Origin of the sequence: Rhodococcus gannanensis (genome assembly GCF_042681175.1) — a bacterium.
In the GTDB taxonomy this organism is placed as follows: domain Bacteria; phylum Actinomycetota; class Actinomycetes; order Mycobacteriales; family Mycobacteriaceae; genus Rhodococcus_G; species Rhodococcus_G gannanensis.
In genome coordinates this window covers 91778-98729 of sequence record NZ_JBHUFB010000013.1, presented here as the reverse complement: position 1 = coordinate 98729, position 6952 = coordinate 91778, and the positions used below count along the sequence as shown (strand labels likewise).

Annotated in this window: 8 protein-coding genes; 4 read left to right on the top strand and 4 right to left on the bottom strand. The window is 69.2% G+C overall.

Going from position 1 to position 6952, the window contains the following annotated elements; genetic code table 11:
* Positions 1-75 precede the first annotated feature (75 nt).
* Positions 76-273 carry a DUF7455 domain-containing protein gene (locus tag ACFSJG_RS17685; protein WP_050066115.1) on the bottom strand — a complete coding sequence of 66 codons (198 nt, stop codon included), beginning with the start codon at positions 271-273 and terminating at the stop codon, positions 76-78.
* A 236-nt stretch (positions 274-509) separates the two neighbouring features.
* Between ACFSJG_RS17685 and ACFSJG_RS17680 the strand changes: the two genes are divergently transcribed.
* The 3 genes from ACFSJG_RS17680 to ACFSJG_RS17670 are packed head-to-tail and all read left to right on the top strand — an operon-like array spanning position 510 to position 2588.
* Positions 510-842 (top strand): DUF952 domain-containing protein, encoded by a 333-nt coding sequence (locus ACFSJG_RS17680; RefSeq protein ID WP_378486853.1) that lies wholly within the window; start codon positions 510-512, stop codon positions 840-842.
* Between the two features lie 48 nt (positions 843-890).
* Positions 891-1373, top strand: a complete 483-nt coding sequence (locus ACFSJG_RS17675; RefSeq protein WP_378486549.1) for a cation:proton antiporter regulatory subunit — start codon at positions 891-893, stop codon at positions 1371-1373.
* A gap of 3 nt (positions 1374-1376) precedes the next feature.
* A complete protein-coding gene (locus ACFSJG_RS17670) occupies positions 1377-2588 on the top strand; it encodes a cation:proton antiporter (protein WP_378486548.1) in 1212 nt (403 codons plus the stop codon).
* A 13-nt stretch (positions 2589-2601) separates the two neighbouring features.
* On the opposite strand, the gene ACFSJG_RS17665 is transcribed toward ACFSJG_RS17670, so the two are convergent.
* Complete coding sequence (locus tag ACFSJG_RS17665) at positions 2602-3966, bottom strand: RNA polymerase sigma factor (RefSeq protein ID WP_378486547.1); 1365 nt, start codon at positions 3964-3966, stop codon at positions 2602-2604.
* 120 nt (positions 3967-4086) lie between these two features.
* The gene (gene ppgK, locus ACFSJG_RS17660; RefSeq protein ID WP_378486546.1) at positions 4087-4896 is read right to left on the bottom strand and encodes a polyphosphate--glucose phosphotransferase; all 810 of its coding nucleotides are present in this window, start codon (positions 4894-4896) and stop codon (positions 4087-4089) included.
* Positions 4897-4956: 60 nt separating this feature from the next.
* On the opposite strand from ppgK, the gene ACFSJG_RS17655 reads away from it, so the two are divergent.
* Positions 4957-5886, top strand: a complete 930-nt coding sequence (locus ACFSJG_RS17655; protein ID WP_378486545.1) for an inositol monophosphatase family protein — start codon at positions 4957-4959, stop codon at positions 5884-5886.
* Between the two features lie 6 nt (positions 5887-5892).
* Here ACFSJG_RS17655 and cei read toward each other — a convergent pair whose 3' ends face one another.
* Positions 5893-6576 (bottom strand): envelope integrity protein Cei, encoded by a 684-nt coding sequence (gene cei / locus ACFSJG_RS17650; protein WP_378486544.1) that lies wholly within the window; start codon positions 6574-6576, stop codon positions 5893-5895.
* Positions 6577-6952: the final 376 nt, after the last annotated feature.

The window sequence follows — 6952 nt, the reverse complement described above, 5'->3', positions numbered from 1 at the left end:
GGGGGGTGGGGCCACTTCCGGACGAAGGGGTTGTCCCGGTGAGGTCGGTACCGGGGGACCGCCTGCTGCGGCCGCCTAGATCGCTGCCTCGACGGCGCCCGACACGATCGTCGCGTTCATGGCGCGGAGCCGGTCGGAGTGCTCGTTCGCGTGGTGCTGGCAGAACAGGAGTTCTCCCCCCGATGTGAGGAGTGCGCGGACGCGGGCTCCTGCGCCACACCGGTCGCACCGGTCGGCTGCGGTCAACGGGGCGGTGGTCAGTGTCTCGGGCATGACTCCTCCGTACTGGCCGTCGGTGGTGAACCGGTGGCCTGGTGCGTGCTCCGCCGTGCCGTCTGGCGCGGTGGACTCACTCTGTCAGACGTTTCGCGTTCGAGCGTTGTTCCCGCGGGTGTTTCTTTGTGGTTTCACTAACAGGAGAACTGCGACGCGAGTGATGTGCGTCACGTTCGCTGTGTGTCCGGGCTGCCGGATACGCTCCGCGGGTGACGGATTCGATCCTCGTGCACATGTGCACCGCAGCCGAGTGGGACGACTTCCGGGCGACCGGAACCCGGCGTCCCGTCAACTTCGACGCCGACGGATTCGTGCACCTCTCCACTCGCGACCAGGTGCACCTGCCGGCGAACCGCCTGTTCGGCGGGCGCGAGGACGTTGTCCTGCTGCACCTCGACCCCGCGCGGCTCGGTGCCGAGATCCGATGGGAGCCGGGCGTCCCCACCGACCCGGACTCGATGCTCTTCCCTCACCTCTACGGCCTGCTGCCCGCGGACGCCGTCGTCGCGGTCACCCCGTACCTGCCCGGGCCCGACGGCCTGTTCGGAACCCCGCCGCTGCCCTGAACCGACGGTGTCGCGGCCGAAATCGGCCCGCAGCGCTACCGTTGAGCCATGAACGTGGAAGTGGTCCCGCTGCCCGGAATCGGGGTACGGAAGGACTTCGAACTCTCGACGGGACGCCGGGTCGGCGTGGTGGCACTGCGCGACGGCGGCGTCGATCTGATCGTGTCCAAGAAGGGCGACCCCGACTCGTGCCAGGCGTCGGTGCGCCTGAGCGACGACGAGGCAGCGGTCCTGGCGAACCTGCTCGGTGCCCCGCAGTTGGTCTCCCAACTGCGCGAGGAGCACCGCGACCTTCCCGGGATCTCCACCCGGCAGCTCCCCATCGGCGAGGAGTCGCCGTACGACGGCCGGACCCTCGGCGAGACCGCGATGCGGACCAGGACCGGTGTCTCGGTGGTGGCGGTGATGCGTGCCGGTCAGGTGTACCCGTCTCCTAACCCGGACTTCAATCTGACCGAGGGTGACCTCCTCGTCGCGGTCGGCACCTCCGACGGGCTCGACGCGGCGGCCAAGATCCTGCACAACGGGTGATCGGTGAGCAGCACCGCGCTCGCGCTCGTCGAACTGGGCGCCATCTTCTTCGCGCTCGGTGTCCTCGGTCGGCTGGCCAGCCGGGTCGGCATGTCGCCGGTTCCGCTCTATCTGCTCGGCGGCCTCTGCTTCGGTAACGGCGGGTTCATCTCGCTCGGGGACGTCAGCGAGTTCGGCCACATCGCCAGCGAGATCGGCGTCGTGCTGCTGCTGTTGCTGCTCGGTCTCGAGTACACGGCATCCGAGCTCGTCACCGGGCTGAGGAAGTCGTGGATGGCGGGCGTCGTCGACCTCGTGCTCAACGCCGTACCCGGAGTCGCCGTCGCGCTGATCCTCGGATGGGGGCCGGTGGGTGCGCTGGTGATGGGCGGCGTCACCTACATCTCCTCGTCCGGCATCGTCGCGAAGGTGCTCACCGACCTGGGACGCCTGGGCAACAGGGAGACGCCCGTCGTCCTGTCGATCCTCGTGTTCGAGGACCTGACGATGGCCGTGTACCTTCCGATCCTCACCGCGGTCGTCGCCGGTGTCGGTGTCGTCGGCGGACTACGGGCAATGATCATCGCGCTCGCCGTGTTGGTGGTCGTGCTGATCGTTGCCCTGCGGTACGGGCACGTGGTGTCGAACCTCGTCGACGCCAAGGAACGCGAGGTGTTCCTGCTCAAACTGCTCGGCGCCGCCCTGCTCGTCGCGGGCTTCGCCTCCGCCCTGCAGGTGTCCGCGGCCGTCGGGGCGTTCCTGCTCGGCATCGCGATCTCGGGGTCGACCGCACGCAACGCCACCCAGGTGCTCGAACCGCTGCGGGACCTCTTCGCCGCGATGTTCTTCGTGGTGTTCGGACTCAACACCGACCCGGCGACGATCCCACCGGTGCTGGGATGGGCGGTGGTCCTCGCCGTCGCGACCGCGGGCACGAAGATGGCGACCGGGGTGTGGGCGGCACGGCGACAGGGCATCGCCCGGATGGGTCAGGCACGCGCGGGTGCCGAGCTCGTCGCGCGTGGCGAGTTCTCGATCGTGATCGCGGGCCTCGCGGTGTCGGCAGGGGCGGTCGAGGGTGAGCTCGCCGCTATGGCGACGGCCTACGTGCTGTTGATGGCCGTGCTGGGTCCGGTCGCCGCGCGGATCGTCGAACCGGTGATGCAGTGGGTGACACGCGAACGGCCGCCGGACGGTGATCCGGCGGCCGCTCGTGAGGGTGTGGGGGAGGTCTAGCCCCCGCCCGTTTCTAGTCCAGGTAGTCGCGCAGGACCTGCGACCGCGACGGGTGGCGGAGCTTCGACATCGTCTTCGACTCGATCTGGCGGATGCGCTCGCGGGTCACGCCGTACACCTGGCCGATCTCGTCGAGGGTGCGAGGCTGGCCGTCGGTCAGACCGAAACGCAGCCGTACGACGCCGGCCTCCCGCTCGGACAGCGTGTCGAGCACGGACTGCAGCTGGTCCTGGAGCAATGTGAACGACACCGCGTCGACGGCGACCACTGCCTCGGAGTCCTCGATGAAGTCGCCGAGCTGGCTGTCGCCCTCGTCGCCGATGGTCTGGTCGAGGGAGATCGGCTCACGCGCGTACTGCTGGATCTCCAGGACCTTCTCCGGCGTGATGTCCATTTCCTTCGCCAGCTCCTCCGGCGTGGGCTCGCGGCCCAGGTCCTGGAGCAGCTCGCGCTGTATGCGGCCGAGCTTGTTGATGACCTCGACCATGTGCACCGGGATACGGATGGTGCGGGCCTGGTCGGCCATCGCGCGGGTGATGGCCTGACGGATCCACCACGTCGCGTACGTGGAGAACTTGTAGCCCTTGGTGTAGTCGAACTTCTCGACCGCGCGGATCAGACCGAGGTTGCCTTCCTGGATGAGGTCGAGGAAGGCCATGCCGCGGCCGGTGTAGCGCTTGGCCAGCGACACGACGAGGCGCAGGTTCGCCTCGAGGAGGTGGTTCTTGGCGCGGTTGCCGTCACGGCAGATCCAGTTGAGGTCGCGACGCTGCGCGACCGGCAGCTTCTCGCCCTTCTCGGTGAACTCCTGCATCAGCTGCGTCGCGTAGAGACCGGCCTCGATGCGCTTGGCGAGCTCGACCTCCTCCTCGGCGTTGAGGAGGGCGACCTTGCCGATCTGCTTGAGATAGGCGCGAACGGAGTCGGCGGAGGCGGTGAGCTCGGCGTCCTTGCGGGCCTGACGCAGTGCCTCGGACTCCTCCTCGTCCCAGACGAAGTCGCCCGACGCCTTGTCCTTCTCGGACGGCTCCTCGGTCTCGGCGTCGTCCTCGACGACGATGTCCTCGACGACCTCCTCGGTCAGTTCGCCCTCGGGGCCGTCGAGCTCGACGTCGCCGTCCTCGATGCCGTCGGCGTCGGGATCGCCGGCCTTCGCCGTGGCCTTCTTGGCGGCCGTCTTCTTGACCGCGGCCTTCTTGGCGGGGGCCTTCTTCGCCGCGGCCTTCTTGGCGGGGGCCTTCTTCGCCGCGGCCTTCTTCGCGGGAGCCTTCTTCGCGGCCGCCTTCTTCGCGGGAGCGGTACCGGCGACAGCCGAGTCGTGTGCAGTGCCTGCGTCGGCTGCTGAGTCGGCGGTCTGACTGGTTTCGGTGGCGGCCACGTACGCCCTTTCGTGACGGAGTCGTGCGGCGTCACGCCAGAGTGATTTCCGGCGGAGAGGTCAATTGATTTCGGCCGGCTTGGACGTCGGCCACACCATTGTAACGATCGTGTCGGGGTGCTACCGCTCGATGCTGGTCACGGACGCGAGAGCGGCCCCGGCGATGCCTGCTGTGTTGCGGAGGGTGGCCGCGACGACCGGGGTGCGATTGGTCAGGTGGGGGATCCACTTGTCGGCCTTCCGGCTGATCCCACCGCCGGCGATGAACAGGTCCGGCCACAGCAGCGCCTCGTAGGTCTCGAGGACGCGGGAGACCTCCTTCGCCCAACGCTCGTAGGACCAGTCGTGCCTTTCCTTCGCCGCTGACGACGCCCGGTGCTCCGCCTCCTTGCCGTGTACCTCGAGATGGCCGAACTCGGTGTTCGGCAGCAGCACGCCGTGGTTGAGGATTGCCGACCCGATGCCGGTCCCGAAGGTCAGGAGCACGACGACGCCGTCGACGTCCTTGCCCGCGCCGTAACGGTCCTCGGCGATCCCCGCCGCGTCCGCGTCGTTGAGGACCGCGACGGACCGGCCACCCAGGGTGCGGGAGAACAGTTCGGCTGCGTCGGTGCCGATCCACGAGGGGTCGATGTTGGCGGCGCTCCGGGCAACCCCGGCGGTGACGACCGAGGGAAGCGTGATACCGACCGGTCCGTCCCACTCGAACCGCTTCACGATCTCGTGGACCGTCTCGGAGACCGCGGTGGGAGTCGAGGGCTGCGGAGTGAGGATCTTCTGACGCTCGCCGACGAGCTGGCCGGTGTCGAGGTCCACGATGCCGCCCTTGACGCCGCTGCCGCCGACGTCGATGCCGAGTGCGTGGTTTCCGCCTGCGGGAAGAGTGCCAGCCGGGGTGCTGCCCGGCTCCTGCTGTGCCGCATCCGTCATGCGAGCAACGATAGTGGCTGCCGACGCTGCGCGTCGGGAACCGGTGGGGGACCATGGGGCGTGCCGCATTTCGACGATCACCCCGCTGCCCGTGACCACCTTTCCGTCGACACCGAGCCCGGCTCGGCGGACCCGCAGACCCTCCGCGACGTCGCCGTCCGGGTCGCGGTGTCGGCAGCCGCGCACGCATCGGCGCGCCGCCCGCAGGTCTTCGCCACCGTCGGCCACGACGTACGGCCGACGGCCGCGGGCGAGGAGGCCGTCGACACCAAGAGCACGCCCACCGATCCCGTGACCGTCGTCGACACGGAGACGGAGGTGCTCATCCGTGAGGCACTGGCCTCGCTGCGCCCGGGCGACGCGATCCTGGGGGAGGAGGGCGGCGGCGACAGCGGTCCCGAGGGGATCCGGTGGGTCGTCGATCCGATCGACGGCACGGTCAACTTCCTGTACGGAATCCCCGCGTACGCGATCTCGGTGGCGGCGCAGGTCGACGGTGTGTCCGTCGCGGGCGCGGTGGTCGACGTCGCAGGCGGATCCGTGTACTCGGCCGCGCGCGGGCACGGAGCCACCCTGCACGAGGCGGACGGCTCGGTCCACACGCTTCGCTGCACCGCCGTCACCGAGGTGTCGATGTCGTTGCTGGCGACCGGGTTCGGCTACGCCCCGGAGCGCCGGAAGCGGCAGGGCGAGTTGATCGCCGCGCTGCTGCCGCGGGTTCGGGACATCCGCCGGATCGGCTCGGCTGCGCTGGATCTGTGCATGGTCGCAGCGGGACGGGTCGACGCCCACTTCGAGCACGGGCTGAGCCCGTGGGACTGGGCCGCCGGATCGTTGATCGCGGAGGAAGCCGGTGCCGTGGTGCGGCTGCCGTCGGCCGAGTCGAGCAGCGCCGACGGTGACGTCACCGTCGCGGCCGCGCCGGGTGTCGCGGTCGCGCTCGACGACGTCCTCTCCCAGGTCGGCGCACTGGACCCGATTCCGGTGTGACCTCGGTCAGCAGCGGGCGGTGCGGGCGGCGTCGAGGAGACCGATGTCGACTGCACCCGCGCTGCCCGGTGCGGTCGTCTTGAGTGCGGCGAGCACTTCCTCGGCGTCGGTGTTCGGCTGGATCTTGCGGAAGTAGGTGCCGAGCGCGAGATCGACGATGTCGTCGGTGCGGCCGTCCTGGATCAGCTGGGCGCACGGCATCGCGAGCCACAGCGCGCTGGCCGCGGCCAGGCCGTTCGTGCCGAATCGGATCTGGCCCTGGCATTGCATGTTCTGGTCGGTGTAGACCGGGTCGTTCCCGGACTGGATGTCCGGCGCCGACGCGAAGCCGTAGTCGCTCAGCTGGGACGCGACGTCCGCCGCCTGGCCGCGTTCACCGTTGGCGTTGAAGACGCGAACGCGTGTCGCCGAGAGCGGTGCGGGCTCCACGTCGAGCAGCGTCGATGCCGAGACGACGTCGCCGAGAGGCTGGGGTTCGGGATCGCCCGGCTCGGCCGGACCCGAGGTGGACGGTGCGTTGCAGACCACCGGAGCGGACAGTTCGGCGGGCTTCGTGAGGATCCGGAACCACACGACTGCACCGAGCACGGCGAGGACCGTGATGAGGATCATCACCGGGTACGCGCGGCGGTACGGGTACGGCTTGCCGTTGGGGTCCGTCGACCGGCCGTCGGTGATCAGTGAAACCACGTTGCGTCCTGACCTCTCGCTGTTCGGGGGCTGCGCAGCCGGGCCCTCCCGGGCGGGTCGCCCGGGACGCGGATCCGTTGTTGCGCTTGGGACAGCGTAGTGAACGCGGCGGTGAGGCGACGACACCGGACGAGACGCTGCGCGCCGGACGGGTCGCGGTCCGGCGGTGTGGTCTCGGGGAGGCGACGAGACGGGCGAGGAGTGGCCCGGAATGTCTGGGTCCGACGGGGTGTTGATGCCGATTGCTCGACAATTTCTGGGCCACGACGAAATGAACCGCGACATTTTCGCGTAGTTCGGCTATTGTCTGCCCGCCTGATGATGACAGGACGAAGGTTCAGCGGTGCGCAACCGGAGGAGAATGTGAGGCGAATCA

Coding starts and splice junctions, on each gene's coding strand:
- ACFSJG_RS17685 (WP_050066115.1), bottom strand. CDS start 273: ATGCCCGAGACACTGACCACCGCCCCGTTGACCGCAGCCGACCGGTGC.
- ACFSJG_RS17680 (WP_378486853.1), top strand. CDS start 510: ATGTGCACCGCAGCCGAGTGGGACGACTTCCGGGCGACCGGAACCCGG.
- ACFSJG_RS17675 (WP_378486549.1), top strand. CDS start 891: ATGAACGTGGAAGTGGTCCCGCTGCCCGGAATCGGGGTACGGAAGGAC.
- ppgK (WP_378486546.1), bottom strand. CDS start 4,896: ATGACGGATGCGGCACAGCAGGAGCCGGGCAGCACCCCGGCTGGCACT.